This window comes from Paenibacillus sp. Dod16 (genome assembly GCF_049893405.1).
Taxonomy (GTDB): Bacteria; Bacillota; Bacilli; order Paenibacillales; family Paenibacillaceae; genus Paenibacillus_AQ.
In genome coordinates this window covers 25420-50656 of record NZ_JBNDYG010000034.1, presented here as the reverse complement: position 1 = coordinate 50656, position 25237 = coordinate 25420, and the positions used below count along the sequence as shown (strand labels likewise).

The 25237-nt window shown below is 45.0% G+C and carries 30 protein-coding genes and 2 pseudogenes; 5 read left to right on the top strand and 27 right to left on the bottom strand.

Annotation, left to right across the window (positions count from 1 at the left end):
- Positions 1-214 precede the first annotated feature (214 nt).
- The 9 genes from ACPV3A_RS23390 to ACPV3A_RS23350 form a co-directional block, all read right to left on the bottom strand.
- Positions 215-802 carry a hypothetical protein gene (locus ACPV3A_RS23390; RefSeq protein ID WP_426201496.1) on the bottom strand — a complete coding sequence of 196 codons (588 nt, stop codon included), beginning with the start codon at positions 800-802 and terminating at the stop codon, positions 215-217.
- 16 nt (positions 803-818) lie between these two features.
- Entirely contained in the window at positions 819-1625 is an 807-nt protein-coding gene (locus tag ACPV3A_RS23385; protein WP_426201494.1) for an extracellular solute-binding protein, read from the bottom strand.
- A gap of 125 nt (positions 1626-1750) precedes the next feature.
- Positions 1751-2635: a carbohydrate ABC transporter permease gene (locus ACPV3A_RS23380; RefSeq protein WP_071219006.1), complete on the bottom strand. Its 885-nt coding sequence runs from the start codon at positions 2633-2635 to the stop codon at positions 1751-1753.
- A gap of 24 nt (positions 2636-2659) precedes the next feature.
- On the bottom strand, positions 2660-3622 hold the full coding sequence (locus tag ACPV3A_RS23375; RefSeq protein ID WP_194544812.1) for an ABC transporter permease: 963 nt from the start codon (positions 3620-3622) through the stop codon (positions 2660-2662).
- Positions 3623-3878: 256 nt separating this feature from the next.
- Entirely contained in the window at positions 3879-4712 is an 834-nt protein-coding gene (locus ACPV3A_RS23370; protein ID WP_426201492.1) for a nucleotidyltransferase domain-containing protein, read from the bottom strand.
- Positions 4713-4797: 85 nt separating this feature from the next.
- On the bottom strand, positions 4798-5121 hold the full coding sequence (locus tag ACPV3A_RS23365) for a hypothetical protein (protein WP_194542939.1): 324 nt from the start codon (positions 5119-5121) through the stop codon (positions 4798-4800).
- A gap of 15 nt (positions 5122-5136) precedes the next feature.
- Entirely contained in the window at positions 5137-5865 is a 729-nt protein-coding gene (locus tag ACPV3A_RS23360; RefSeq protein WP_426201490.1) for an NAD(P)-dependent oxidoreductase, read from the bottom strand.
- A gap of 315 nt (positions 5866-6180) precedes the next feature.
- Positions 6181-6513 (bottom strand): winged helix-turn-helix transcriptional regulator, encoded by a 333-nt coding sequence (locus ACPV3A_RS23355; RefSeq protein WP_071219003.1) that lies wholly within the window; start codon positions 6511-6513, stop codon positions 6181-6183.
- A gap of 139 nt (positions 6514-6652) precedes the next feature.
- Complete coding sequence (locus ACPV3A_RS23350) at positions 6653-7024, bottom strand: winged helix-turn-helix transcriptional regulator (protein ID WP_194542942.1); 372 nt, start codon at positions 7022-7024, stop codon at positions 6653-6655.
- Positions 7025-7270: 246 nt separating this feature from the next.
- Between ACPV3A_RS23350 and ACPV3A_RS23345 the strand changes: the two genes are divergently transcribed.
- Positions 7271-7849, top strand: a complete 579-nt coding sequence (locus ACPV3A_RS23345; RefSeq protein ID WP_426201488.1) for an NAD(P)H oxidoreductase — start codon at positions 7271-7273, stop codon at positions 7847-7849.
- 48 nt (positions 7850-7897) lie between these two features.
- Here the strand turns inward: ACPV3A_RS23345 and ACPV3A_RS23340 are convergent, their stop codons facing one another.
- Positions 7898-8494: a DUF1349 domain-containing protein gene (locus tag ACPV3A_RS23340; protein ID WP_426201486.1), complete on the bottom strand. Its 597-nt coding sequence runs from the start codon at positions 8492-8494 to the stop codon at positions 7898-7900.
- A 247-nt stretch (positions 8495-8741) separates the two neighbouring features.
- Between ACPV3A_RS23340 and ACPV3A_RS23335 the strand changes: the two genes are divergently transcribed.
- A complete protein-coding gene (locus tag ACPV3A_RS23335) occupies positions 8742-9200 on the top strand; it encodes a DinB family protein (RefSeq protein WP_220685075.1) in 459 nt (152 codons plus the stop codon).
- A 156-nt stretch (positions 9201-9356) separates the two neighbouring features.
- Here ACPV3A_RS23335 and ACPV3A_RS23330 read toward each other — a convergent pair whose 3' ends face one another.
- The 10 genes and pseudogenes from ACPV3A_RS23330 to ACPV3A_RS23285 all read right to left on the bottom strand — a co-directional run bounded on the left by ACPV3A_RS23330 (position 9357) and on the right by ACPV3A_RS23285 (position 17672).
- Positions 9357-10505, bottom strand: a complete 1149-nt coding sequence (locus ACPV3A_RS23330) for an enolase C-terminal domain-like protein (RefSeq protein WP_426201484.1) — start codon at positions 10503-10505, stop codon at positions 9357-9359.
- Positions 10506-10670: 165 nt separating this feature from the next.
- Entirely contained in the window at positions 10671-11021 is a 351-nt protein-coding gene (locus tag ACPV3A_RS23325) for a DUF1048 domain-containing protein (RefSeq protein WP_426201482.1), read from the bottom strand.
- Positions 11022-11031: 10 nt separating this feature from the next.
- Positions 11032-11379, bottom strand: a complete 348-nt coding sequence (locus ACPV3A_RS23320) for a DUF1048 domain-containing protein (protein ID WP_426201480.1) — start codon at positions 11377-11379, stop codon at positions 11032-11034.
- Between the two features lie 328 nt (positions 11380-11707).
- Positions 11708-13405 (bottom strand): NPCBM/NEW2 domain-containing protein, encoded by a 1698-nt coding sequence (locus ACPV3A_RS23315; RefSeq protein WP_426201478.1) that lies wholly within the window; start codon positions 13403-13405, stop codon positions 11708-11710.
- A gap of 22 nt (positions 13406-13427) precedes the next feature.
- Positions 13428-14483, bottom strand: a complete 1056-nt coding sequence (locus ACPV3A_RS23310; protein WP_426201476.1) for a LacI family DNA-binding transcriptional regulator — start codon at positions 14481-14483, stop codon at positions 13428-13430.
- A gap of 286 nt (positions 14484-14769) precedes the next feature.
- Positions 14770-14865: pseudogene (locus ACPV3A_RS23305) on the bottom strand (acetyltransferase); the annotation flags it as partial.
- Positions 14866-14969: 104 nt separating this feature from the next.
- Positions 14970-15194 carry a hypothetical protein gene (locus tag ACPV3A_RS23300; protein ID WP_194542950.1) on the bottom strand — a complete coding sequence of 75 codons (225 nt, stop codon included), beginning with the start codon at positions 15192-15194 and terminating at the stop codon, positions 14970-14972.
- A 175-nt stretch (positions 15195-15369) separates the two neighbouring features.
- Positions 15370-15855 (bottom strand): DinB family protein, encoded by a 486-nt coding sequence (locus tag ACPV3A_RS23295; RefSeq protein ID WP_194542951.1) that lies wholly within the window; start codon positions 15853-15855, stop codon positions 15370-15372.
- A gap of 184 nt (positions 15856-16039) precedes the next feature.
- Positions 16040-16852, bottom strand: a complete 813-nt coding sequence (locus ACPV3A_RS23290; RefSeq protein WP_194542952.1) for an arsenite methyltransferase — start codon at positions 16850-16852, stop codon at positions 16040-16042.
- 370 nt (positions 16853-17222) lie between these two features.
- Entirely contained in the window at positions 17223-17672 is a 450-nt protein-coding gene (locus ACPV3A_RS23285; protein ID WP_194542953.1) for a MarR family winged helix-turn-helix transcriptional regulator, read from the bottom strand.
- Positions 17673-17922: 250 nt separating this feature from the next.
- On the opposite strand from ACPV3A_RS23285, the gene ACPV3A_RS23280 reads away from it, so the two are divergent.
- From ACPV3A_RS23280 to ACPV3A_RS23270, 3 genes are all read left to right on the top strand, one after another.
- Entirely contained in the window at positions 17923-18876 is a 954-nt protein-coding gene (locus ACPV3A_RS23280) for an ABC transporter ATP-binding protein (RefSeq protein ID WP_426201473.1), read from the top strand.
- A gap of 2 nt (positions 18877-18878) precedes the next feature.
- Positions 18879-19712 (top strand): ABC transporter permease, encoded by an 834-nt coding sequence (locus ACPV3A_RS23275; protein ID WP_194542955.1) that lies wholly within the window; start codon positions 18879-18881, stop codon positions 19710-19712.
- A gap of 292 nt (positions 19713-20004) precedes the next feature.
- Positions 20005-20721, top strand: a complete 717-nt coding sequence (locus ACPV3A_RS23270) for a GNAT family N-acetyltransferase (protein WP_426201470.1) — start codon at positions 20005-20007, stop codon at positions 20719-20721.
- Positions 20722-20735: 14 nt separating this feature from the next.
- Here ACPV3A_RS23270 and ACPV3A_RS23265 read toward each other — a convergent pair whose 3' ends face one another.
- The 7 genes and pseudogenes from ACPV3A_RS23265 to codB all read right to left on the bottom strand — a co-directional run bounded on the left by ACPV3A_RS23265 (position 20736) and on the right by codB (position 25226).
- Complete coding sequence (locus ACPV3A_RS23265) at positions 20736-21047, bottom strand: hypothetical protein (protein ID WP_426201468.1); 312 nt, start codon at positions 21045-21047, stop codon at positions 20736-20738.
- A gap of 51 nt (positions 21048-21098) precedes the next feature.
- Positions 21099-21254 (bottom strand): hypothetical protein, encoded by a 156-nt coding sequence (locus ACPV3A_RS23260; protein WP_339293991.1) that lies wholly within the window; start codon positions 21252-21254, stop codon positions 21099-21101.
- 19 nt (positions 21255-21273) lie between these two features.
- A complete protein-coding gene (locus tag ACPV3A_RS23255) occupies positions 21274-21696 on the bottom strand; it encodes a DoxX family protein (RefSeq protein ID WP_426201466.1) in 423 nt (140 codons plus the stop codon).
- Positions 21689-22177, bottom strand: a complete 489-nt coding sequence (locus ACPV3A_RS23250) for a phage tail protein (RefSeq protein WP_426201464.1) — start codon at positions 22175-22177, stop codon at positions 21689-21691. Before ACPV3A_RS23250 ends, ACPV3A_RS23255 begins: the two co-directional genes overlap by 8 nt.
- Before the next feature lie 85 nt (positions 22178-22262).
- Positions 22263-22485, bottom strand: a pseudogene (locus ACPV3A_RS23245) (effector binding domain-containing protein); the annotation flags it as partial.
- A gap of 226 nt (positions 22486-22711) precedes the next feature.
- Positions 22712-23980 (bottom strand): cytosine deaminase, encoded by a 1269-nt coding sequence (locus tag ACPV3A_RS23240; protein WP_426201462.1) that lies wholly within the window; start codon positions 23978-23980, stop codon positions 22712-22714.
- Positions 23949-25226, bottom strand: coding sequence for a cytosine permease (gene codB, locus ACPV3A_RS23235; protein WP_426201461.1), 1278 nt, complete (start codon positions 25224-25226; stop codon positions 23949-23951). The genes ACPV3A_RS23240 and codB overlap by 32 nt, the downstream gene beginning before the upstream one ends.
- Positions 25227-25237: the final 11 nt, after the last annotated feature.

The following is a 25237-nucleotide window of genomic DNA, read 5'->3' as shown; positions in this document are numbered from 1 at the left end:
ATTAGCATAACGCGGTCCTACTAATAAAACCTGCATATTTTCAGAGTAAATTGTTTAAAAAACAGAGGAATTCCAAAAACCGGCCATCGTGGAGTCTTGGCTACAGAGCAGCTACCGTCACTTTGTGGGGACTCTCGGAAGAAAAATTCGGATAGAGAAAAAAGAGGCAGTTGGCCTCTTTTTTCCGCTGAATATCACTGCTAATTGACTTCGTCTAGGATTTGGACGCTGCGTACAGCTCGTTGATTTCCTTCACGTAATCGTTGCCCCCGGATTTTTTCCACAGTTCGATTGCATCGCGCCAGCCTTGCTCGTCGATTTGGCCGACGATGAATTTAATGCGGGCATCATTAATAATATTGCCAAGCTGTTGTCCTTTTTGCGAATACACCTCAGAAATAAACGGCTCCGCCGGATTGGCGACGATGGTTTCCCGGTTTTTTATTTGAACCTCTGTTTGTTTTAAGCGAAGCGGTGTCTGGGCCACTTGCAGCCCTTTTCCTTCAGGAATGTAAGGTACCATCTGGTTAAGACCTTCGACTTCAGACTCGAGCAGCACGGAATCCGTACTTCTTTCCAGCGTTGTATCGTCGATCTTGGTATAATGCACGCCTTCAAGGCCGAAGCTGGTCAGCGTTTGCAGGTCAGGCTCGTTCAGCTGATCTAGAAATTTCAGAATGCGGTCGACTTCCTCCTCAGTCTTCACACTCGACTTCGGAATGGCCAATAGGCCGGCAAAACCGGAAGTAGGCAGCGTGCGAATTTGACCATCCGCACCGGTTACTGCACCGAACACATCCATGTAATGCTCCCTTGAATCATTGCCCGCCGCCGCGTTCGCCGCCTTGATTTTGTCGTCGACTCGAGCCGCTCCGTCGACGACGTCGACCAAACCACAGTTTGATCTGGTCGAAGCCCGCTCCCCAGCCGGCCGTCCATTTGACCATAACCAGTCCGTACGTGTCGTCTTTACCGTTGCCGTCCGGATCCTTCTCTTTGAACGCTTTCAGCATGTTGTAAAAATCGTCGATCGTTTTCGGTTGCTCAAGTCCGACGTTCTCCAGCCAATCCTGGCGGTAATAAACGCCGTTGCGGCCAAGCTCGCGCCCGCGATATACGCCGTACGTTTTGCCGTTAATCGAGGAGTTGTTCAGAATGATTTCGCTGGCCTGGCTGAGGTTCGGATAATTTTTGAGTTTGTCGGTCAAATCCCAGAACGCCCCCGATTTTACCGCACTAACGAAACTCGGGCCCTTTGAGTCCGGCACGTAAATGATTTTCGGCAAATTGCCCGATGCAAGCGTAATGTTGAATTTATCCGCATAGGAAGCGTTAGGCACCCATTCGAAATGAATGTCCGTGCCGGTCAGCTTCTCGAGTTCAGCCGCTACGGGACTGTCGTCCTTCGGATAGTTCGTTTTAAAAATCGGGAGCATGATGTTCAGCTTAAACGCTTCTTGCGTATCTGCGGAAGCGCTTGCAGGGGGAGCCGCCGTCGAATTGTTGGAAGAGTCTGTGCCACCGTTGTTTTTACCGGACGAGCAGCTTGCCATCAGTACGATACAAACCGTGCCTAGAATTAGAAATGTGGAAGCACGTTTCGCCTTCATTGTCTTTTTCTTCATTAAATAGCCTCCCTTTATCATTAAGATCATATTGCAAACCGCATGAGCTCCAAGCAAATCAATCAGCGTGTCTCGGGTATTAACAACAGAGCCTAAGCGGAATCACACATTTGGAATAACAAACTTTAGCCTTTGACAGAGCCAAGCAGGACGCCTTTGGCAAAATGCTTTTGCAGGAACGGATACACACACAAGATCGGAACCGTGCCGACAACGATCACGGCCATTTTGATCGATTGATCCGGCGGCTGCACGAAATTAGGGTCCATCGAGTTCAAATCGCCTGCAGCCGCTTGCGACAGCAGAACGATCTGGCGCAGCATGACCTGCAGCGGCCATTTTTCCGGATCGTTAATATACAGCAGTGCCGCAAAGAAATCGTTCCAATGCCCGACGGCGTAAAACAACGTAAACGTAGCGAGGACGGGCATTGAAAGCGGCAGCACGATCCGCCCTAAGAGGCCAAGCTCGGAGCAGCCGTCGATGCGGCCGGCCTCCTCGATCTCCTTCGGAATTTCCTGAAAAAAGTTTTTGACGATGATCAGATTAAACGCGCTGATCGCCCCTGGCAGCATGAGAGCCCAGAGCGAATCGAGCAGGTTCAGCTCCTTCACGACCAGATAAGTCGGAATCATGCCACCGCCAAACAGCATGGAGAAGATGACGAGATTCAGCACCAGATTCCGGCCGTACAACCCTCTCTTGGCTAAGGAATAGGCCATCGTAACCGTGAAAAACAGGTTGACGAGCGTGCCGATGACCGTTATGTAGACGGAGACGCCGATGCTTCTCATGATCGTATCTGTCGAAAAAATAAACTTATAAGCGTTTAATGTAAATGTTTTGGGTATGAAAAATACCGCTCTTGACGTAAGCTCCGCGTCCGAGGCAAAAGAGCCCGCAATCACGTAGACGAAAGGGAGCACGGCAGCCAGCCCGAACAACGATAGCACGATGTAGTTGGCAGCATCGAACGTGACACCGGCCGCGGATTTGTATTGCTTGGCCATAGATTGATTCCCCTTTCTTGCTTATCAGTAAAGCCCGGATTGGCCGAACTTTTTCGCCAGCCAGTTCGTGCCGAGCACCAGCGTTACGCCAACAATCGATTTAAACAGCCCGACAGCCGTACTGTAGCTAAAAGCGCCTTGTGTAATGCCCATCGCGTATACGTATGTGTCGAACACTTCGCCTACCGAGCGGTTAAGCGGATTCAACATCAGATAAATCTGTTCGAAGCCGTTGTCCAGCACGCTGCCCATCCGCAAAATCAAAAGAATTACGATCGTGCTGCGGATCGCCGGCAGTGTTATGTGCCAGATTTGCCTCCAACGGTTTGCCCCGTCAATCGTCGCCGCTTCGTACTGTTCCACATCGACGGCCGCCAGCGCCGCCAGGAATATAATCGTTCCCCAGCCGCATTCCTTCCAGATCGTCTGCAAAATAATCACGGGGCGGAACCAAGACGGATCGGACAGAAATTGGATTTTGTTCCCCGTATATTGGAATAACAGTTCGTTGACGGTGCCGCCTTCCGTGGTTAGGAACACGTACGTCAGGCTTGCCACGATTACCATCGATATAAAATGCGGAACGTAAATCATCGTTTGAATCGTGCGCTTAAAGAACGAAAGCCTTACTTCGTTTAACAAGAGTGCCAGTATAATCGGAGCGGGAAAAAAGAAGATGAGATTATAGAACGATAGCAACAGCGTATTACGCAGCAGCATTAAAAACTCTGGATTGTTAAAAAATAGCCGAAAATGCTCGAAGCCTACCCATTCGCTTTTCAAAAAGCCGGTAAACGGCTGATAGTTTTGGAATGCCAGCATGACCCCCCACATCGGCACGTATTTAAAAACCAAAAAATAAAGCAAGCCTGGGAGCAGCAGCAGGTAGAGCCATTTGTCCCTGCGAAGCCTCGCCGCGAAGCTCGTGCGGTGCTCCACCTGCTTGGACGTTTGCGGGAAATCCCTTTGAGCCGTAGCTTGCTTCATCATTCTCCACCTCCATATGTCGTTCATCACCTCGCGAGCGGTGTGGCCTTATTATGCGGCAGCGCTTTCTTTTCCCGCAATGAGACATTTTTGAAGAGTAAAAAAGCCTCGTTTTTCGGCATTTTTAAAGAAAGTGCAAAGTCGGCAAACGAGTGGTAAGACGCGTATAGTCCTGTATAAACAAGCACTTCTCGCAGAAACAAAAAAAATAAAACCTCCAAGTATCTGGAAGTTTTATTGTGTAGTATTGTCTTATTCAACTAAAGCCCCCGTTAGCTTTATAAGGAATGTTGGCTTCATTTGTAAAGTTAGCGCCAGCCCATTCCCCCTCAATCTTAAACAACTCATACACAGCCTTATGGTCTGTAGGCGGTTCATCTATCCAATTTAGCAGAGTGCGAATGATTGATTTTTTTTCTGGAAAGTGATGAAGAAAGACTTCAGACTGTTCGTGAAGTCGTGTCGTCCAAATCTGAGAACGCTCCATCACCATTGAATAGTATGTTCGAATGAGTTTACGAGCGAAGCTTTGTGTAATTTTTTTGAAATCCTCTCCAGAAGCTGTTGTTAACCTTGTTAACGTCCGATTAAGAACTTCATTAATATCACCATTAAAACGGATGGCTATCTCTGATGTAAGTTGATAAGGACCAAATCGTTCACCTAGATCCTCTCCATATACACAAACACAGAGTTCCTTAAGAAATGCATTTTCGTAATAATTTGAGGGGGCAAGCGTATAGTCATAATAGGCTACAGCAATACCAACATCCCGAACTATAAAACGATAATTATTAGATAGTTCTCCAGCAAGTTTCTTTAATTCAGCTAACTTATCAGAACTTAATTTGGTATTGAACATAGCGATAAGGTCTAAATCTGATTTAATTGCAATCGCTTCTCCTCTGGCTACGCTACCGTACACATAAACACTATGCAAATGTTGATGAAATAAATGTTTAAGGCTCTCGATCGATTCATGAATGCAAGTCGCATAGACATCCGCAATTTTGTCTTTACTCACATCGCTTACAATAAAGCCATTATGGTCTAGGCCATAACCCGCTTTTAAAATCCCTATTTCAATCACCAACTTTCCTTTTACCCAGCATTTTCCTAATTATAGCACCACAATCATGTGACTAAAAGCGGGTTAGGACGCTCCATCGGCTTCTTTAAAATGGCTTAACGACCATGAGCACCAATATGGCAATCATCAACAGCTGTGCTGCCGTCTCGATGGGTACGATCTTTTTGATCAGCTGGCCGAACTCGGCGGGTATATCATTACCCTGCTCTTGACTTTCAGATAGGATCTTAACAAGTACGAATCCGCCAATTTTAGGCATGATGGCAAGCTTGGTCGATATACCAAAAGTAAAGTGCAGCTGGCCGACGGTTCTTGCTGATCTTCGAATGATGGGCATCACGAAAGCGGGGCCAATAATGGCGATCGAAGCTAATATATGCAAAACGAGCAGTAATCCAAACAAATCCATGCCCCTCCCTTCTTCTCAGCTTACCGATATCTTGCTTTGATAGGCTAGACTGACCCTTTTCCCCTTAAACGCTCCTCCGAGCACAAGATGGTCCAACATACACATTACGACATCGTCATAAGCCACATTCAGCTCTTGAAATCGGCTGAACAAGTGACCGGCTATTTCTGCCTCGGAATATGCCTTAATCGTCTCCGGCATCGGAACGGGCAAGGTATCCGTTGTTACATGAAGATGAACCGGCTCTGGATGCTCGCTTGAATCCATCATGGTTCCCGGACACATCATGGACCAATCGAGCCCAGTCCGTTGCAGCCTTTCGAAATTCCGGTTGTGATTTTTATACTCAGGTGGGAACCCCGGTAAATTGTTGCCGATAAGTTCGGTATATGGAATATCCAGTAAACCGGCTCCTCCCATGACCCATACCCGCCCAGAGAAACTAGGCTCCAATTCACATTGGCTAATAATGTTATCGACGATACGAACAAACTCTTCTCCCTGGCCTGCATGGCCTGCTGCAATAATAGCGGCGTCTTGATTCACGAGCGCCTGACGGACACCTACCGGGTTCATCATATCGTCCACGATCACCTTCACATGCTTTGCGGAATGCTCACCTAATTGATCATATAGCTTCTCGGAATTCCTCACAAATGCGGTCATTCCATGGCCCATTTTTATCCCTTGTGACAGCACTCTTTTCCCTGTATTCCCTGTCGCTCCAAAAACAATAATTCTCATCGTTCGTTCCTCCTCTTTTAGGGTCCCAAATTTTGGCTAACTCAAGCTTAGCATCGCTTCAATATGATGTTAAGAACCCACTTTAAAGTAGGGTGCTTACTTAAAAGTAAGCATGCAGAAAGGGATACATATTAGCGGAGGTTGGGAGGAAGGGGGAATTTTAGACAGATTGGCGACAATTCTACTCTAATAGGAGTTTTGTTATCCATTCATATCAGGATTGTGCTCTGTAGGTAAACAAAAAGCTGCCCGGAATTCCGAGGCAGCTTTTTGTTTGAGTTGATTGAATTCGTGTACAAGTTCATTGAACCGGCTTTATGACGCTGGCTCTTCATATTTCCGCTTATTATGATTTTCTCCCCAAGAACACATAATTTCTGCTACAGGAATCAATGTTCTGCCGTATTCACTAAGAGAATATTCCACTTTTGGAGGGATAACCGGGTGAACCGTTCTATCGACTATGCCTTCTCGTTCCAAATCTCGGAGATGTTGTGAAAGCATTTTTTGTGAAGCATCAGGTATAAGCTTTTCCAGATCGTTGAACCTCTTCTTGGATTCAATCAAATGCCATAAAATCATGGGCTTCCATTTACCGCCTAAAACATGAATGAGTGTCTCAATTGGACATTCGCGCTGATGAATCATTATTGAATCATCCCCTTACTTTTAAGTAAGTGCATTACCTATAATTGACATAACAAAATTTTACGATAGCTCTACAATCAAGTCAATCATTGAAGCTTCAAAGGATAAACACCCATTCTTTTAGGTGTATAAAATTGCCTTAAAACTCCTCCAAAACCTTGGATTTATCGCCATAAATCTTTTCCAGGTGATCTTCTCCCCAATAGCATAAATGGTCTAATGCGGGTTTTAATCCCCAGCCGTAGACCGTTAACTCATACTCCACTTTAGGTGGGATCTCTTTATAAACCTTTCGTGCAACAATCCCGTCCTTTTCCAGGCCTCTTAGTTGAGTGGTCAGCATTTTTTGCGTGATGTCGGGCATTAACCGTCGAAGCTCAGACGTCCGTTTCCGTCCTGTCATCAAATGATAGATGATTAAAGGCTTCCATTTCCCCCCCATTACTTCTAATGCCGCCTCCACTCCAACTTTATACTTCTTTTGAACGTTATTTTCCCTCTTCTCAGTCATCTCTCATTCCCCCGTTAAAAGCCTGGTTTTTCTAGGAACATAAGATTCATTTCAGTCCGTTACTCAGGTAAGTTTCTAGGGCAACTGTCTAGGGCACTTCGATGTTTCTAGGGCACCTGTATCATCCTATAGAACTTGAAAGTGCGTACTTCCTGATAATTTTATTACTGTTTATAATAGCATCAGCCATTGATCGTGGCTATATGATAGCTGTTGAGAAATGAGAAAGGTAGTGAAGAGACAAGTATGAGAGTATTATGCGTTGTTTCCCACCCAAGAAAAGATTCCCTGACCTTTAAGGTTGCCGATCGTTTCGTAAAAGGTCTTACTGCGGCGGGCCACGACTATGAGATCTTGGATTTACACGAGATTGGTTTTGACCCTGTTTTAAAAGGAGTAGATGAACCTGATTGGTCAACAGAGGAACAGTCCTTTTCCCCTGAAGTAGAACTAGAAATAAGGCGAATGAAGAAGCACGATGCCTTGGCATTTATTTTTCCAATTTGGTGGTGGCATTTGCCTGCCATGCTAAAAGGTTATATAGACCGTGTATGGAACAATGGGTTTGCGTACGGTTCGAACCAGCTTCATCATCAGCATGTCTTGTGGATTGGTTTGGCGGGCGTTTCGAAAGAACAGATGAAAAAGCGTAACTATGATGAAATGATGACTCATCTGCTCAATGTGGGAATTGCAGATTATTGCGGTGTATCCAATTCCAAGGTTGAATTTTTATACGAGAATTTAGATTCCAATCCCAAGCATTATGAGATGCTGCTTAACCAAGCTCATCACTTAGGGTTGAATTATGCGAAGGAACAGTAAGCTTGAGGTTAAGTCTGAACTGTCTGATTGCTTTATTATGTGTTTAATCTAAAACCTGCTTCTTTCATCAGATTCGGATAAAACCAAAGACAGAAATTCGACTCGGCAACCTGCTCCCTTCGGTGATTGGGCTACCACACCCGCTGTAAACTGTGCTGAGGTGTTCATTCCAAAGTATCGAATCAATTTCCAAGCTTCACCATCTGATGAGTAGTAAAAAGAAATAAGTTGATCATTCTTCGTTATTTTTAAATAAGGATTGCTTACTAATACACGCTCAGAATTACAATCATCCGACAAACCGTTCTGCGTAACAACAGACACGATCGTAGCATACTCACCGTTGAACTCAAAACAAAGCTTAGCCCAATTGTTCTCATCTGCCATCAACATCAGACACCCGGAATCATACAATTCGTTCATATCTACCTGAAGCTGCGTTATAAGCTGAAATGTTGAATTCACCTGGATGTGCAGATAAGGTGCAGAATGAGCTATATGTTTACCTCCAGGGTCTTTGAAAAAGTCAGCTTTCGTTGGAGCATCAATGATTAGCCTGCCATCTGCTGTAAACTCCCAATGTTCAGGTTCATTTAACCACATTAAATTCTTTCTTGTTTCTGGCTGAAATAAATTCTTAATCATAACTCATTCTCCTCTATTGAATTAACTTTTATTTCTTAAGATGGGATGTTCAACAAAAGCCCATCTTTCCCCTTCTAAATATATCATTTATAAAACAATTTTGTGATATTTGACATCTCTACCCAGCACGAATACTCTAGCGCTTTGCCCCAAACTTAATCGTCAGTTGTTCCCATCTCTAAAAATAAGTTACAATGACACATGGTAGTAAATACCTGTAACAACTCTATTTTTCTTGGAGGATTTTATGAAGCTCACTACCTTTTTTCCTTATCGAAACGATGCAAGAAAGATATTGATCCCTTATTTAAATCAATTGACTGAGGAACAGTGGCATGCAAGGCATCCGGATCATCCGAATTCGATCGCTTGGATCGTTGAGCACATCGCGCGCAGCGAAGACGAATGGATTAACGTGATCGTACTTAAGGGAGAGCGACGACTTCAACGAGTCTTGGATCGTCCTCAGCATATTTTGCAGGCATATATCGACATTCGAGACCATACAGACCATAAACTCGACTTTATGGAATACGATGAACGCGAGCCAGTTGTAGAGCTCCCTCGTTTTTCAGACGGTTGGGAACCGCCTTCGCCGCCGACGCTACGATGGATTATCCATCATGTTTTCGATCATGAGTCGTACCATGTCGGTCAAATCGGCGTCATAGCACGTTTAAACGGATTCGCCGGCCCCCTATTCTGAACGTAATGACTCGATAGCTAATCGTATAAGTTATGTCCATTTCGGTAATCGGTACAGTTCCTTGTCCCCGGCTCGAGACAAGAAATTGTACCGATAAAATAAAAAAGCCGCTAAAATAGCGACTTTCAATAAAAACCATGCAGTTGTACCTCGACATCAGGACCAGCCGGATCGCTTTATAAGGTTAGTTACAAGTTCATCGTCGAAGACGATTCCGAAACCCGGCGTGGCCGGAATATAAATCTCTCCGTTTTCGATTCGATAGCCTGATACATCCATTCCTTCGATTGTAATGTCGTCATATTCCACAAATTCGAAGTTCTGCACCGCGGCTGACAAATGTCCAGACGCGTAAATACCATAGGCATTTCCGTAACAATGAGGCGCAGTCCGCAAACCATGGGCATCCAGTTTCTCACCTAATTCCATCCAATGCGTGAAACCGGGCCTGATGATATCGTACTGCAGCACATCGACAAGGCCGCGTGTCGCCCACTCAATTAGATGCGGTGAGGCAAGCCCTTCCCCATCCGCGATAAGCACATTCTGCCCACGTTGCCGGAGCCACTCCTTCAGATCCTCGTACAAGGCATCATCCTCATGGAACGCTTCTTCCAGCCAATACAGATTTACATCCGCTAAAGCCTCCAAGACCTCTTTGGTTAAGTTCAAATTATATGCATTATTCGCATCGATCATGATCTTACCTGTGGGACCTGCCACTTCCGAGATCCCCCGAACAATTGCGATATCTCGTTTCGTCCCTTCCCAGAGTGGCATATGGCGTCCGCCACGGCCAACCTTTATCTTAAAATGACGTTGGCCCTTCGCATAACCTTGCATCGCTTCTTCCTGCATCAACGCGACTGCGGTCCTCTCATCGGGCAAATGCAAATCGTCGAAGTACAGTGAGGTATCATAGCAGGGAACAACCAATGGGACTCCTCTTTCCATGTGGGCACCGGACACCAAGTCATACACGGGTTTGTCTTGTCTCTTTCCTAACCAATCGAGCATTGGGTATTCCAATTGCAAACGATACGCTTCGAGCAGTCTGCCCCGGTCATCGAATAAGTCAAGCAATCGGCGGCCTATGATGTCTTGGGCCCATTCCGGCGTCATATGAATCGAGCTACCGTACCCTGTTTGTCCATCGATCGTTATTCTGGCGATATCCACTGTGCAGCTTTTGCCATGAATGCCGATCCTGCCATTGGCCCCCGCGCTTCTGGCTCGTTCTCCCGTTAACTTGGCGAATTCGATCTTTTCCACTTTCCAATCAGATTGTATACCCGTAATATTCATAGAATCCTCCTTCACCGACTCGACGGTTTCATGTCCCGATGTGATTCGTAAGCAGAACACCATATTATAGAATTATACTGTTAGAAGATAAGAACATTCTTCTTCCGTTGGAAATCTGTAAATGACCTTTCACTTCAATTGCTGTTTCCAGACTGATATCCCACTTTACTTTGTTTTATCCGTAACCTTCTTTATGGCTTTGTTACCCTCTTGATCCAGAGATTCTTGATAGATGTCAGCGTAAGTTTTTGAATCTTTGATTAGATCGTCGCAGAAAGCCGCTACGTCACTGCCCGTCACTTCGAGCACGCCTTTCCTTAAGGCCGCACCCTCTTCAAAAAGATCAATTATCCCCGAAAGCAAACCCGTCCCGTCCGTTAGCTCAACAGGACCGACCTTAAAGAGATATTTTTGAATCTCTTTATAAACAATCTGATAATCTTTCGGGAGCGCTTTGACACGCGCCACGTGCGCCCGCCACTCTTTTTTGCCTTCAATGATATCTTGAATTCTCATTTTCATCCTCCTATTTACCTAATTTTTTAGCGATATTGTCGTTGAGTTGCTTGCGCCACTTGTCGCGAAAAGATTTTGCCTCATCGATGCCGGCCAGCGCTGAACAGAAGCCTTTGATATCGTCACCCAAAACCTCTTCGATACTCTGTCCGTCTGCCGCCGTTTCTTCGAGCAGGCCAAGCACACCGTCAAGAATGGGCATGAGGTTGCGACCGGTGAAATCTGAGTGCGGCCAAAGATGCGCATTAATTTTTTCCCATGCCGCTTGATAATCAGGTGGTAACTTTTTGGCTCTCAATTCAAAAGCTTTCATTTCCTTATTCATGTCGCTGCCGGTGATTTTCTCCCAAAAATTCATTATTTTATCTCCTTTAACTCGTTAATTTTTTCCCGTTGCTATTCTGTATCACTGGTATAAAGTAATACATACTACAGCTATAAAGTAACACGCAGTAGATGGATTGTCAATAGCGTTTGTTCTGATGTCGATTGTACGTTTTCAACTATCCTGCCGTTAATCCATGGGGACAAGAACTTGCACCCTTAAAGGAAAAAAGCCGCTAAATTAGCGACTTTCAACGGGAGCATGTTTTGTATCCGGCAATTATAGTCAAATCCTTGTTATCCGTTGTTCAAATTCAAATATGTTTTGCACTAAGCCTTTGTAACAGCGGATATTAGCCTTCCTAACGGTTTACATCGGATCTAGCAATATGAGCATTTGCCCAATCCGCATGGTCGTAGCCAGTGCCGTCTCCGCCATCAGTAACGACCAGCTTCAGTACGTTTGCACCGGAGATATCCGCATGAACTTTTTTGACGGAATCAGATCCGGTAATAAGCCCGCTGTCATATACTTTCTCGTCGTCTGCCCAAATTTGAAATACGACCGACCCTCTATTCCCCACTTCATCATCGATTCCGATATCAGCGGCAAACGTTGAGAAGTTGCCGCCTATATAATAAGCAATCTCAGCATTCGCATGTACACCTAAGCCTTTCGTATATTTTTCACCGCCAATGGTTATGGTTTTTCCGTCGTCTTTTGCTTTTTCACCGTTACTCTGATCCCGTTCTACGGGCCCCCAATGATTAGCGGAATGAATCCATTCCACATCACTTACATAAGAATCTTCAGTTGGGAGCCGTTCTGGTATCCAGACTATGGAGTCGGCACTCCACTCTGATTGCTTATTATTTTCCCCATATTCAAATGAAACGGTGGCATTTAAATTTGCGAATCCAGGCTCAGCAGTATCTGGGGGCGTCACACGCCAATCCGTTTCAATCGAACTTCCAGGAGAAAGATTCGTGACCAGAGGATCATTTACTGCCTCTACGCTCCAACCATCAGGGGCCGTTAAGTCCAATTGAATGGCCTCGATTGTGTTTTGTCCATAATTTGTAAAGGTTGAGGTTAATAGGGTAGGTTCACCCGGAATAACATAGTTATTACGATAAGAAAAAGTTGTTGCCGATTGAACATCTATCGTGTAATGCACTTCGGGAATCCATTGCTTACGGTAAAAGTCGCGTCCTTGGACAACGACCCTGTCATCGTAAATTTGCACATACAATCCTTGGCTTTCATCCCAGTTTACTGTTGGTGCGAAGGTTGTATAATAAACAGAAGCTGTATTGATACTCGTAAATTTATTCTGCGTTAGGTTAATATTTGGAAGTCGCATATCCCGATGAGTATGGCCAGTGAATAAAATAACTTGCGGATACTTCGAGAAGAGATCAGTTAGACGCTTTTCTGCTGTTTCATGTACAGCGGAAAGAGGCTGATGAAGAAAAACAAACATAGGCTTCTCGCTATTACTGCGCTTCTCCAAAGTATCTTCCAGCCAATTCAACTGCTCGTCGCTCAGATAGGCATGGTCTTTGGTGGGAGAATCGACGGGCCCCCAGCTTTCAGAGCCTAGAAATATAAAAGGATAGCCTTTCACGATTTTCTCGTAGTACACATGCTCCTCTTCGATAAAGTCTGCGAACCGACTTGTGTTCACTTCATTTCCTTCTCCATTAAAAAACTCATGATTCCCAATGGTCATATACAGATTCTTCGGTTTAGGAGATTGATCAAGAAGTTCGCGAGCCTTCGCATATTCTTCGGGAAAACCGTTATTCGTTATATCTCCGTTGATGACCATAGCATCTACCAGCGGATCAGCGGAATGAAGATCTTGAAGCGCTTTCAATAGTTTGTTATGAGAGAACGATGTATCCCTAATATGCAGGTCACTGATCACTTGAAAGGTTGCTTTTGGTTTTTTTTCATATGCATTTGTGTCCCCTTGTGCTGATTGTGCGTGCGCTGGAGCAACCAGGGGGATAAGCATACAAGCGGCTAAACCGAGACAAGCAATTATTTTTTTCATTATTATACCCTCCTCAAAACCTTCATATATTTTTCAGTTCGCTTTTCTCGGTACAGCTACTGCGAACAATAAGTTTTGTCGGCAAATAGCTGATCAATGGCAAAGGTATCCCCCCTTCCATGCGCTGAAGCAGGAATTTGACTGCGATTCTCCCCATTTCCTCCTTGTGTACCTGTACCGTTGTTAACGGAGGGTTAATGAATTCTGACATTTCGACATTATCAAAAGAAACAACAGATATATCATGGGGAATCGATAGCCCATATTCACCAATTGCCTTATACGCCCCGAATGCCATTTTGTCGCTAGCTGTAAATACGGCCGAAGGCGGACTCTGCGTGTTTAAAATTTTTTTCATGGCTTCATAGCTCTTGGTCAGATCAAAGCAGCCGTCTTGAACCCACTCCGGAACAATTTTAAGATGGTTCAACTCCATCGCTTCTTTATAACCATAGAAACGTTCTTCTTGGTCAATCGGCATTCCAAATTGTGAGCTTCCGCCAATAAATGCAATATTTCGATGACCGAGATCTACCAAATATTGAACTGCTTGCATTGCCGCATGACGAAAATCCACCGTAACGTAATCCATTTCCAACTTAGGTATTTCGCCCACCGATATAACAAATGGAACCTGCTTATTCAGCTCATTTATAAAATCATGCTTAAGCGGTCCGATACAAATAACTCCTAAGTCACTCTCGTTCATATCCCCAAATAAATTGAAATTGAAAATATCCTGCACCTCAAATGTAAAGTCCAATATACATTCTTGATCAAGTAATTCACTTTCGATTCCGTATATAATTTCTGAAAAATATGGATCCTGGTATTTAGCTTTTACATCATATAAAACAAGTTCCACTCTCTTTGGGACCTTTTCATTCTCTGAAAATTTTTCGTTTTTTTGCAGTTTATTTTTAAACTTATAGTAACCCAGGTCCTTGGCAACTTGAATAATTCGCAGACGAGTTTGGTCGTTTACAAGTGCTGGCGAGTTTGCGTTGTTTAAAGCCCTCGAAACCGAAGAAATAGATACATTGGCATGCTCAGCAATGTCTTTTAAAGTTATTTTCATATCGGCATAACACCTGTCTGTTATAGTTTTGGAAAGCGCTTACCTCCCCTTTGTTGAAATCTTATACTGATTTAGCAAATTATTCAATCTTTTTTGCGCAATTTTTCACTTTTTTGCTGCAAATCATTTCTGCGATTGCCCACATGATCACTTGAGTAAGCCCTCTACTTCTGCCAGCTAGCCTCTGAACAAGATCTTGTACCTCAATGCAAAAAAAGCCGCTAATATAGCGACTTTCAATGGGACAATGTACTTGTCCCTCGACCTTACTACTATCTTTTATACTTCAATCTTTAATCACTTTCGCTGGATTACCACCAACAACCATCATGTTGTCCGGCACATGCTTAGTCACCACGGCTCCTGAGGCGATAATGACGTGGATGAACCTTTCATTTTGATGAAGCACTGCAGTTCATATCAAACCCGGAAGATGTCTATTTGAAGAAGGAACCACGGCAGCCCCTGTTTATCATGGTTAAGCTCTTAATCCTGGGATGGATCCTCATCCATGCCAACGGCAGAATCAAAAACACTGTCTTGCGGAACGCGCGTGAGATCCAGCTTTTGCTTCACCTGATCGTTGATATCCCCATACCAGGCCTCAAAGGAGTCATCCAACTGCTCTTCTCGATTACGATCCTCGTTCACATCCGAATCCACTTCGATTTTATTGCCTAATACCCCATAGTCGTCTTTGGGATGGATCATACTCTTTACTTCAGCTCCTTCGCATACGGATTGAATTAAATTTCCCTGGAAAAGCAATTCTATACATATCTGCTTTTCCAACTCCGTCGCACAAACATCGTTACCATAAAAAAAGCCGCTAAATTAGCGACTTTGCATGGTACTTTATTCTTGTATAGCGACATGTTTCTACATTCTACCGCGACTTATCGAATAACCCTCTACGAATCAAGTTTGCTGTAACCGGCGTCTTTCCGATTTCTCGAGACCATATTGACAATTGACCGATATGGTGAATTTCGTGGGCAATCACGTGTCGCATCACTTCACCGAATGTAAAGCTTTCCTGCTCTCCGTTTTGGTTTGTATCATACATGATACGGTCTTCCAAGCTATCATTCCAAGCGTAGATGAAGGGTGCAATTTCCGCATGGCATCGTGCCGAATAATCTCTTAATCCCTGTACGCTGGCACAATCCTCGAACGAAGGGATGTCCAGCTCTTTTCCTTGTAAATCCCCGCACAACCAGGCATATTCAACGGTCACGATGTGATAGAGTGTATAGAGAATGCTTCCTATGCCCCCGGTCCGTCTTTTCAACAGTTCTTCCTCACTCACCGTATCGCACCAGTCAAACCAATCTTTGCGAACTTGCCAGTTATACTCGAACAGTTTCAACATGTCACAGCCTCCTGTAATACAACTTTGTTGCTTCTACCATGATTCGCCATAAAATCTTGTTATCCTCCAATCTGTGAAGATCCCTGATCCCGCACATATGGATAACAAAATATAACTCCTAGGATAATTGATGCGGATACGGCCTGTTACGGGGGGCTTAAGATACTCATAACCGCACCCTAATTTAAGGCTTAATTGCCTTGATTACCGCTGAAACGATGTAATCCTCGATATTGGATCCCTTAATCCAATCTTTAATAAAAGCTTTGGACTCATCCTTCGGTTCAACGGAGATATCTGTAAATCCACTTTGACGGAGCATGGCCTCAATTTCGTCGATTGATGATGCCCCTGAAATGCAGCCAGAATACAGTTCATTCAAATCGTCCTTTATTTCTGGAGGAAGCTCTGCTGTCGTTACAATATCAGATATCGCTAATCGGCCGCCTTTTTTAAGAACGCGAAAGGAATCATGAAATACCTGCTGCTTATCCGGCGAAAGATTCACTACACAATTCGAGATGATGACGTCCACCATGTTATCGGCAACCGGAAGATGCTCAATTTCCCCTAAACGAAAATCTGTATTCACGAAATTCCCCTTAGTTGCATTGCTACGAGCCCGGCTAACCATTTCAGGCGTCATGTCCACACCGATCACTGACCCTGTCTCCCCCACCTGCCGGGACGCTAAAAAGCAGTCAAACCCACCACCGCTGCCTAAGTCCAGTACCACCTCACCAGGCTTCAACGATGCAATAGCTTGGGGATTGCCGCACCCTAACCCCAGATTTGCACCATCAGGTACCGAGTCTAATTCTTCATTTGAGTAACCTAATTCGCTTGAAATTGTATTAAAATCAGAAGATGTAGTGCAGCAACTGGTTGCTTGTATATTGGGATGGCAACACGATTCAGCACTAGCTTCTTGAACGGCCACTTGCTTATATCGGCTTCGTACATTCTGGCGGATTTCATCATTCGTTAACTTTGTCATGGTAGACACTCCTTAGGATTGGTTTCGATACAAGCAGCATTCATTGCGGATTTAGCAGCAAGCCTGAAGTGATTGCGTACAGCACGGTATTGCTTCTGGTTGGCGAAAACCGGTTAAGATACGATGCCGTTTAGAATCGGACTTACCGGTAGACCATTTCCAAGCTTCTCGAGCGTTCTTTTGTATCTCTATCTCTTGTGCCTTCATCATGTACTCAGCATAGTAATAATTGTAATTCATCCGGATCCTCCTTCATTCAAAATTGTTTATGTTAATGACTCACAGCGAATCGCTGATGCGCCAATTGACATTATTTTAAGCAAGTCTCCCTATTTATTTGTATTTTACAAGTAATTGGGAAGAAAATTTTTTACCCGATTATTGGTTTGCAACAATGATCCGATTTAGCCATGGCTTCATTCATCAACCTGATTGAGCGCAGGACGGTTTCTTTCTCAAACTCAGTCATTGACGAAAAAATATCGTCAAAATAAGCATTCATCTGGTGATCAATCGTTGTAGCAACGTATTTTCCTTCAGCGGTTAAGGAAAGTGTATAAACTCGGCGATCGGTCGGATCTGGTGTCTTTTTAATTAGATTCATTTTGATTAACGCCTGTACCTGCCTGCTAAAAGTGGTAATATCCGTCCCCAATGTATCTGCGATTTGTTGAATAGAAGGATGATGTTGACGATCGACTTCGAATAAGATATGGCTTTGAACCGGCGTAATGTCATTACCGCCTACGGTGCAGCAATTTTTGTTCAATAAGCCGAAGCGGCGTGTCATAATCTGAAATAGTTCACGTGTACTTTCCATTTGTTCTCTTCACCTCTTCCTTCAGTTATACACTTATTATTTGCAAAACGCAAATGTTATTTGTGTAATTATTTCCCTTCACTTTTTATTATCAGATCTGATTTTCCGCCGATCGAAGCCCTGGATATGGGAGCTCAGCATGCTGTCTCCGTCCTGAGACGGAGACGAAAACCATTCTGCCGCCCGTCACTCCTTAGCAGAGCTATGCGATATCTTTAAACCAAAGTACGAACAGAAAGGGGCAAGAAGGATGAAGCTGATTTATCAATTAGAGCATGTGAATAAAACATACAAAAAAGGAAAGGTTGTTGCCAATCATGACATAAGCTTTGATGTGCAAGAAGGTGAAATTCTCGGTTTGCTCGGTCCGAATGGAGCAGGCAAATCCACGCTAATCAAGCAGATGGTAGGACACCTTGCTCCCACCTCAGGTACAGTAAGCTATAAAGGAACCAGCGTGAAGACCCAAACCAAGCAAGTTGCCCAGGAGGTAGCCTACTACTCGCAAGAGCCTCACGCCCTGACCAGTTTAAAAACGTGGGAAGCTTTGTATTTTACGGGAAGATTGCGGGGGTTGACGAAAGAGTCCGCCGTAAAGCAAACAGAGGAATTGTTGGAACGCTTTGGAATGCAGGACCTTCGTCATAAGCTGCTGAAGAACGTTTCCGGTGGACAGAAGCGTTTAATCGGAATAGGAACTTGCTTGATCGGCTTTTCCCCCGTCATGATCCTGGATGAACCGACCAACGAGCTGGACCCGAAAAAGAGAAGACTCGTATGGGATCTGATTCAAGAACGGAATCGGCAAGGAGTAACCGTAATCTTGGTGACACACAACGTGCTGGAGGCCGAACAGGTCGTGGACAGAGTAGCTGTCGTAAATCACGGCAAGCTGCTCGCCATCGATCATGTCAGCGTATTAAAACAAAGGGTCGATCAGCGGATGAAGCTGGAAATTACGACTTCCTTTGGTGAAAGCGATCATGTATGCCGAAGCTTAATCGCGCTGGGACAGTGGACCAAAACGGGAGAAAACCGTATCCGGGCACTGATCGAGAAGCAAGACGCCAGCTACGCGATTGACTTCATAACCAAGCAGCATTTACCGATTGAAGAATATTCCTTAGTCCCGCCGAATCTTGAAGATGTCTATTTTCATATCGATGACGAACAGGATAAGCCTGACAAAACGGAGGTGATCTAAACATGGAAAATACTCAACCATCTATGCAAAGCAAAGACTTGCAACTGCAAGAAGCGGTCTTTCTTCAAGAGCACGAGCAGCAGAGCGTAATCCATCGCAGAATAACAGAATGGCTGATCCTGGCCCGCATTCAATTCACGATCATCCGCGAGGCATGGGTTTGGATTTTTATCATGGCATGCATGTTTCCATTAACGACGCTGCTGTTTCTCAAATTCTTTACGGTCGACCCAACGCCGGCTGTCATGACCCGTATTATTACGGGGAATATGCTCTTCGGCTTAATTGTCATGGGACTCAATTCCATGGCTCAGGAGATATCTTATCAGAAGCACCAAGGGCACTTCACGTACTATTCGTCCCTGCCGATTGCGAAGGTAAACTTCATCTTTGCCAATCTGCTGCGCGGTTTGATCATGAGCGCCCCCTCTTTTATCATCTTGGCGATGATAGGTCAGCTGGCTTACGGCATTCAATTCCACTACAGCTGGGGACTTGTCCCTGTACTGCTGCTTACCGTCTTCAGCGTGGTTGGCGCAGGTGTGCTGATCGGCTTCTGGTCACCTAGCCACCAATTGACGAACATGCTGGTCCAGGCGCTGATGATGTTCATCTCGTTTTTGACGCCAGTCATGGTGGATATGGATCAATTGCCTGCGATCCTGCAGTGGTTCTCTTATCTCTTCCCAACCACTTACGCCGCCGAGGCTATGCGGGAGGTGCTGATTTCGGGCTGGTCCGGGTCTGTCGCCTGGAACACGCTTGTACTCTTGCTCTTTTCGCTGATTTCCATCATATTGATCTTAAAAAAGGTAGATTGGCGTGTTGAGAAGTAGGGATATGTTCTGCCCTGTCCTTCGATTAGTCGATGGAAAAGTGCTCTTTCCCTCCTTCTATACTTATTAGGCCCAGTATTCTCCCACATGTTTAATCCTCCCATTGATTAAGCGGCTCGCGGCTTTTACCTGTGAGTCGGTGTTATGCATAAAACAATTATCAATTGGATTATACATTTTATTCATCTGATGCCATCCCTATAATGATGTCTAAAGGCAATTATAAACGGGATAGTCAGCTTGAGTATCTCGCGCATGAAAATGACCATATTGCGAATTGGAGGATTTTTATATGTGGAAAGAAACGGAGTTTAAAAAAGCTGTTGATTTTTTCGTTCGAGGTGAATATACCTGTAGTCGCCAACCTGCATCCCAAGTATATGATTACGATTCTATAAAACATCTTGCTTTTGGTACACATGTTGATGGCAGAACGGACGAGTTTGTCGTATATAATTCTAATTTTGCACACGTTATGGATACCGTAAATAAACTAGATGTAAAAAAAGACTATTGGCTTACCGTGTTTTCAGATGAAGAACATCGTATTTATGAGGCAGAGGGATATAACATCAAAAGTTCAGAGTTTCTTATGATTTTATATCTGGATAACTGGTCTCTTGAACCAGATAACAAGATCATCAAGTGTGTCAAAACGGAGGAAGAAGCTCGACGTATCAATCATTTTTTCAATAAGGCTGTTATCGATCTCAAGAAATTCAATGATCCAAATCTGCATTTTTACGTTGCTGAGGAAAACGGGTATCCTGCATCTTTTGGAAGCTATGCACTGCTAGATAAAACCGCATTTTTGAATAATGTCTTTACACCAAAAGAACATAGAGGTAAAGGATTAGCGAAAACACTTTGCCGAAAAATGCTTTGTGATGCCCAGCAGGAAGGCGCTGTCCAGAGCGTTCTTGTTGCTAGTCAAATGGGACATCCTTTATATCTAAAAATGGGTTATCGAGATGTATCAAAAATGTGGGTGTTTACAAAGCAAGCCTAAGGGCAAAGGATGAATCAAAATGAAAAGATGATGGCAAGGATAAAAACAACGATGATGGCAATGGATAGAACCGCAATTCGGATGCCGATCCGGACCAGCCAAAACTTTTGCGCAATCCGTTCATTGATCGACTCCATATAATAAGCTCCACCTGCAAGGAGAAAGAACAGCACATTAAAAATGTAATCTCCAGCCGTTTTTGGCTCGGAGGTGTAAGCTTGGAATCCGATGGTATTTCTCATGCTTTCATCCCTAGCGAAAACCGCCATGATGGCAGCCATGATGATGTGTAATACCAAAAAACAAATGATAATCGTCCCGACCATCGATATGCCCCCTATAATGAAAAGAATCGATTTACAGTAGAAATTTCCTTTTTAAATATAGAGGAAGAGCAGCTGCCAGGGCAAGCTGCTCTCATCGATGTCGAGACACAGTCGAATTCCCAACGGACAACGAAATTCTCCAGGTACGTCAATAACGGCAGCCGATCCGGCTGCCGTTATTGACTTTTCTACTTCCAGAATAATCACGCCGTCATTTTCTTTAATCTTATAAGCGGCTCTTCGATGGCCGCAGCGCCCACGAAAAGATGTTTAACGCAGCGTATGAAAGCGGGAGGATCAGATTAAACCCGTAGTTACCGTAATCGTTAGCAAATGCATGGGATAATGCCGCACCCGTCATTAAAAAGAAGATACCAGCGTAAACCCATTCTTTAAGTCGAGGTAAACCTGGCACGACGAGAGCGATGGCTCCAAGCACTTTCCAAATCCCGAGAATGGTCAGGACGTATAATGGGTAGCCCAGATTCGTCACCAACTCGAGGTTTCCTCCAAATTGCATCAGTTGTCCGATACCACTTAACATAATAGCTGCCGCAAGCAGCAATGTGACTGTCCAATAAGTTACCTTTTTTCCAACAGGACGGTCATTTACTTTCATAGTTGTTTCCACACTGGTCATTTTATTCATGGGTTCCCACCTCATCAGTATAATTTTTCTTAATTACAAAGAACGAGCCCCGAATGGTTCCGGCTAATTTTGACTTCTGCCTAGCAAACTTAAACTTCCCTTCTAATTCTTCTGGTACCTCCATCCCCTCCGAAAGCTTAAAACCAACGGCTCGCTTCTTAGGGTCATCAACCGTATACATGACATTGAGTCCAAGACCATTCTCATAAAAGACATAGGCAAATTGGATGTTATCCACTTGAAAACGCGACGTTTCTAAAGGTTTAGCCGAAAACTCAATATGTCGTTCTTCTTTCAATATTCGATTCACATATTCAAGGGTCTCCTTGCTCTCGCTGGCGGGTACAACCGTAAATTCATGCTTATACTTGTTCATAAAGTAACGGGCTTCATTCGCTCGTAAACCAGCAAGCGCTTCTGCTACGGGTGAAGATTCTAAACCAACGGTAGATACATTTTTAAAATCAATGATATTGGACATTGTTATCCCTCCTGAATGTTTTGTGAGCTATAATTCTATGATGCTACTCCGTGCAAAACATGCTTGAAAGCATCCGCTAATCTCTTTATTTCCTGACAACGGGAATCCACATTTCACCAAAAACTAGGTCGTCTCGCTGACCCATCTCAACCGTTGCATTTGGCCCGCTAAACATAGGCGAAATTCTTGGCTACCGGCAATACTTGACCAAAGGCAACACCAGCAAGCATATTCCTCAACTCATCAGCCGTCTTCCCTTCCCCTTTTACTACGAGGTATTCCCCTTTAGGAAACTGAATACCTCGGGTTGCTTCGGGCACCGATTTCTCTGTCGTCTTCTTAAATTTTCTTTTTACTTGATGGGTTTATCATATTCTTTAATCATGTCAAAAAGTGATACTGTTTAGGGAGCGATGAAAATATCATAAATAGGCCGCCGATTTATTGCTGTCGGCAGCCTTCTTCAGATGATATAGATCTAAAGTTTCTAAAACAAAAAAATCCGCGAATTCCGCGGATTTAATGCATAATAGACTATTTATTGAAAGTGACCTGCTCTGAACCGCCCTCAAAAACGATCGACGTGTCCCGCGGCTTCGTTTCGGCGATTTTGCGGCCGCCTCTGAACGAATAAAGCACTGCGGCTTGTTTGCGAATGGCCTCATATTCGTTCTCTGCTTCAAGAACGATGAAGTTGGCAGGCTTGCCTTCTTCAATACCGTACACATCCTCGATATGCAGCGTTCTTGCACTGTTTTTCGTAATGAGATCAATCGAGTTCACGATCTGATCGTAACCGAGCAACTGCGAAGCATGGATGCCCATGTGCAGCACTTGAAGCATGTTGCCCGTGCCTAGCGGATACCATGGATCAAAGATGTCATCGTGACCGAAGCACACATTAAGACCGGCTTCCTGCAGCTCTTTGACGCGAGTCAGCCCTCTTCTTTTCGGATACGTGTCGAAGCGTCCCTGCAGGTGGATGTTGACCAGAGGGTTGGAGACGAAATTGAGGTCCGCCATCTTCAGCAATCTGAACAATTTGTACGTATATGCATCATTGTATGAACCCATCGCCGTCGTGTGGCTTGCCGTCGTGCGGGAGCCCAGCCCGCGTTCGTATGCTTCTTTGGCGACGACTTCCACGAAACGGGATTGCTCGTCGTCGATTTCATCGCAATGGATATCGATGAGACGGTCGTATTTTTCGGCGAGGTCAAACGCAACCTTCATCGAATCGACGCCATACTCCCTCGTGAATTCGAAGTGAGGAATACCGCCGACCACGTCAACACCCATTTTCAGCGACTCTTCCAGCAATTCCGCACCGTTCGGGTAGGAGTGAATGCCTTCCTGTGGAAATGCTACAAGCTGGATGTCGATGTACGGTGCCATTTCTTCTTTCACTTCCAGCATCGCTTTAACTGCGGTCAAGCTTGGATCGGTGACGTCCACATGCGTGCGCACATGCTGGATGCCCTGCGCCATCTGCCACTTCAGTGCAGTTTTAGAGCGTGTTTTGACGTCTTCATGCGTCAGGAACGCCTTGCGTTCGGACCAACGCTGGATGCCTTCGAACAACGTTCCGCTCAAATTCCACTCCGGCTCGCCCGCCGTTAATGTTGTGTCCAGGTGAATGTGAGGTTCAATGAACGGTGGCAGGACCAGCGAGCCCCCCACATCAATGACTTCCTCATTCGCAGTTGTTTCCAGAGACTGCGTGATATGCCCAAACTTACCGTCTTTCACGACGATATTCCATAAACCTTCTTTACCCCGCAATTTTGCGTTCTGTATAATCATTTGATTTCCTCATTTCATTGGATTCTTTGGCAGGAACGATCAGCATTAACACGATGTAGGCCACTGCCGTACCGATCAGTGCGTTCAATGGCGTTATTCCCGGAGCCAGCTGGGCAAAAGCAACGCCGATAGCCCAAGCCGCCATCGCTATCCAGTTTACCTTCTTGAAAGTCATGTCGGCAAACGGTTTATAGTTTCTGCGCTTCACAAAGAAGTAGTCCGCGATGATGATGGCTCCGATGGACGGGATCGCCGCACCCAGCACATTCAGGAAACCAACGAAATTGTTGTACATCCACATGGCCAATACGGTACCCACGATGCCGTTTACGATGACGAAGAATTTCTTTGAAATTTTAGTAATGTTGGCAAAGCCCAGTCCTGAAGCATAAAGCGCATTATCGTTGGTCGTCCAAATGTTCAGCCCGAGTACGATGATCGCGGGAATCATCAAGCCTTGCAGGAACATGACCTCCGAGATATCTGCCAGGTTGTACGCCATTGCGCCGACTGCGCCGAACAGGAACATGAGCGAGTTTCCAAGAAAGAAGGCAAGGACCGTCGCGGTCACCGCCTGCCGGGACGACTGGGAGAACCGTGCAAAATCCGGCGTCAAGGTCCCGCCGCTAATGAATGAGCCGATACAAATGGTCAGTGCTGCTGCCGCTGTGAGGCTCTGTTCCGGCGTGTAATCGAGTAAGCCTTGAAGGCCGCCAAGCGAGCCTGCGCCTTCGAACATGGAATAACTGCCGAGAATGGCAATGGCCGGAACCGCAATATAACTCAGAATGACAAGCGACTTCATGCCGTAGATGGCTGATGCCGTCATGGCGAGACCAAACAAGAAGATCAACAGGTAAACGTTCCAACCCATCGCTTTGGCGACGGGTATCGCGAACATGGCTACTCCGACGCCGAACCATCCGACCTGCGTGAAGCCAAGAAGGAACGATGGCAGGTACGACCCTTTCTCACCGAACGCATATTTTGCCAGCAAATGCGTGGAGAGGCCTGTTTTGGCAGCGATATGCGCCAGCGCTCCTGTATAGATGCCGAGTGCCAAATTGCCCGCGAGCACGATTCCAATGAACTCCATGAACGTTAAGCCGACTCCGAGCGTCCCCCCTGCCAGCATGCTTGCCGAAAAGAATGTGAACCCTAACATGACGGATAACGTCTTCCAAAAATGGTTTCTCTGCGTGTTCGGCACCGCTTGCCACGAAAACTCTTGATCTTGTTTGCTCATCAGAATACCTC

What these genes read in the sequence shown, in the direction of transcription:
- ACPV3A_RS23275 (WP_194542955.1), top strand. Translation starts at nt 18,879, where the DNA reads ATGGAAAATACTCAACCATCTATGCAAAGCAAAGACTTGCAACTGCAA.
- ACPV3A_RS23350 (WP_194542942.1), bottom strand. Translation starts at nt 7,024, where the DNA reads ATGACTGAGAAGAGGGAAAATAACGTTCAAAAGAAGTATAAAGTTGGA.
- ACPV3A_RS23335 (WP_220685075.1), top strand. Translation starts at nt 8,742, where the DNA reads ATGAAGCTCACTACCTTTTTTCCTTATCGAAACGATGCAAGAAAGATA.
- ACPV3A_RS23340 (WP_426201486.1), bottom strand. Translation starts at nt 8,494, where the DNA reads ATGATTAAGAATTTATTTCAGCCAGAAACAAGAAAGAATTTAATGTGG.
- ACPV3A_RS23375 (WP_194544812.1), bottom strand. Translation starts at nt 3,622, where the DNA reads ATGAAGCAAGCTACGGCTCAAAGGGATTTCCCGCAAACGTCCAAGCAG.
- ACPV3A_RS23385 (WP_426201494.1), bottom strand. Translation starts at nt 1,625, where the DNA reads ATGAAGAAAAAGACAATGAAGGCGAAACGTGCTTCCACATTTCTAATT.
- ACPV3A_RS23250 (WP_426201464.1), bottom strand. Translation starts at nt 22,177, where the DNA reads ATGTCCAATATCATTGATTTTAAAAATGTATCTACCGTTGGTTTAGAA.
- ACPV3A_RS23255 (WP_426201466.1), bottom strand. Translation starts at nt 21,696, where the DNA reads ATGAATAAAATGACCAGTGTGGAAACAACTATGAAAGTAAATGACCGT.
- ACPV3A_RS23310 (WP_426201476.1), bottom strand. Translation starts at nt 14,483, where the DNA reads ATGAAAATAACTTTAAAAGACATTGCTGAGCATGCCAATGTATCTATT.
- ACPV3A_RS23320 (WP_426201480.1), bottom strand. Translation starts at nt 11,379, where the DNA reads ATGAATTTTTGGGAGAAAATCACCGGCAGCGACATGAATAAGGAAATG.
- ACPV3A_RS23300 (WP_194542950.1), bottom strand. Translation starts at nt 15,194, where the DNA reads ATGATCCATCCCAAAGACGACTATGGGGTATTAGGCAATAAAATCGAA.
- ACPV3A_RS23325 (WP_426201482.1), bottom strand. Translation starts at nt 11,021, where the DNA reads ATGAGAATTCAAGATATCATTGAAGGCAAAAAAGAGTGGCGGGCGCAC.
- ACPV3A_RS23240 (WP_426201462.1), bottom strand. Translation starts at nt 23,980, where the DNA reads ATGATTATACAGAACGCAAAATTGCGGGGTAAAGAAGGTTTATGGAAT.
- ACPV3A_RS23360 (WP_426201490.1), bottom strand. Translation starts at nt 5,865, where the DNA reads ATGAGAATTATTGTTTTTGGAGCGACAGGGAATACAGGGAAAAGAGTG.
- ACPV3A_RS23365 (WP_194542939.1), bottom strand. Translation starts at nt 5,121, where the DNA reads ATGGATTTGTTTGGATTACTGCTCGTTTTGCATATATTAGCTTCGATC.
- ACPV3A_RS23355 (WP_071219003.1), bottom strand. Translation starts at nt 6,513, where the DNA reads ATGATTCATCAGCGCGAATGTCCAATTGAGACACTCATTCATGTTTTA.
- ACPV3A_RS23290 (WP_194542952.1), bottom strand. Translation starts at nt 16,852, where the DNA reads ATGACAAAGTTAACGAATGATGAAATCCGCCAGAATGTACGAAGCCGA.
- ACPV3A_RS23295 (WP_194542951.1), bottom strand. Translation starts at nt 15,855, where the DNA reads ATGTTGAAACTGTTCGAGTATAACTGGCAAGTTCGCAAAGATTGGTTT.
- ACPV3A_RS23265 (WP_426201468.1), bottom strand. Translation starts at nt 21,047, where the DNA reads ATGGTCGGGACGATTATCATTTGTTTTTTGGTATTACACATCATCATG.
- ACPV3A_RS23330 (WP_426201484.1), bottom strand. Translation starts at nt 10,505, where the DNA reads ATGAATATTACGGGTATACAATCTGATTGGAAAGTGGAAAAGATCGAA.
- ACPV3A_RS23285 (WP_194542953.1), bottom strand. Translation starts at nt 17,672, where the DNA reads ATGGAAAGTACACGTGAACTATTTCAGATTATGACACGCCGCTTCGGC.
- ACPV3A_RS23380 (WP_071219006.1), bottom strand. Translation starts at nt 2,635, where the DNA reads ATGGCCAAGCAATACAAATCCGCGGCCGGTGTCACGTTCGATGCTGCC.
- codB (WP_426201461.1), bottom strand. Translation starts at nt 25,226, where the DNA reads ATGAGCAAACAAGATCAAGAGTTTTCGTGGCAAGCGGTGCCGAACACG.
- ACPV3A_RS23390 (WP_426201496.1), bottom strand. Translation starts at nt 802, where the DNA reads ATGGATGTGTTCGGTGCAGTAACCGGTGCGGATGGTCAAATTCGCACG.
- ACPV3A_RS23315 (WP_426201478.1), bottom strand. Translation starts at nt 13,405, where the DNA reads ATGAAAAAAATAATTGCTTGTCTCGGTTTAGCCGCTTGTATGCTTATC.
- ACPV3A_RS23270 (WP_426201470.1), top strand. Translation starts at nt 20,005, where the DNA reads ATGTGGAAAGAAACGGAGTTTAAAAAAGCTGTTGATTTTTTCGTTCGA.
- ACPV3A_RS23345 (WP_426201488.1), top strand. Translation starts at nt 7,271, where the DNA reads ATGAGAGTATTATGCGTTGTTTCCCACCCAAGAAAAGATTCCCTGACC.
- ACPV3A_RS23280 (WP_426201473.1), top strand. Translation starts at nt 17,923, where the DNA reads ATGAAGCTGATTTATCAATTAGAGCATGTGAATAAAACATACAAAAAA.